Annotated in this window: 1 pseudogene; it reads left to right on the forward strand. The window is 73.5% G+C overall.

Annotated features, from left to right (window positions below):
- Positions 1-92: 92 nt before the first annotated feature.
- Positions 93-785: pseudogene (locus tag SSBG_RS35140) on the forward strand (ABC transporter transmembrane domain-containing protein); the annotation flags it as partial.

Raw genomic sequence — 785 nt, forward strand, 5'->3', positions numbered from 1 at the left:
AAAAAAAAAAAAAAAAAAAAAACAAGAAGAAAACAAAAAAGCTAACAGACTACGAGGTCACGATATACGCAGTCGCCGCCACACTGAGCCGCAGCGCGATCGCCACACGCACCGAAACGCCTACGCGAACTGCTCCTGGGCCGGGTCCTCGCCGCCGCCCCCGACGACAGGGAGCTGCCGCGCCCCGGCGACCTCGCGACCCGTCTCACCGCGAACACCGCCGAGGCGGCGACCGTCCCCGTCACCGTCGCCGCCGCCGTCCCCGCGGTCCTGCTGCCGCTCGGCGGTCTCGCGGGCGTCCTGCTGACCGACCTGTGGACCGGCCTCGCCCTCCTCGCCGGATTCCCGGCCGTCGCCCTGCTGCTGCGCGCCTTCACGACCGGCACCGCCGGGGCGGGCGCCCGCTACCAGCACACGCAGGCCGTCATCGCCTCCCGCCTCACCGAAGTCCTCGAAGGCGCCGAGACGGTCCACGCCGCGGGCACCGCGCGCCGCGAGTTCGGCCGCGTCACCGCCCCGCTCGCGGAACTCGCCGCGCACGGACGCGCCACCTGGCTCCTGTACGGGCGGGCCGCGGGACGCGCCGGAGTCCTGCTCCCGCTGCTGACCGTCCTCGTCCTCGCGGTGTCCGGACTGCGGCTTCGCGGCCGGGGCCATCGAGGTCGGCGGGCTCGTCGCGGTCACGCGCTACGCGGCCCTCGCCGTGGGCATCGGCACGATCACCGGCTCCCTGGGCGCCCTCGCGCGCGGGCGCGCCGCCGCCGGTCGCCTCGCGCCGCTCCTCG

This window comes from Streptomyces sp. SPB074 (assembly GCF_000154905.1).
Classification (GTDB): Bacteria; Actinomycetota; Actinomycetes; order Streptomycetales; family Streptomycetaceae; genus Streptomyces.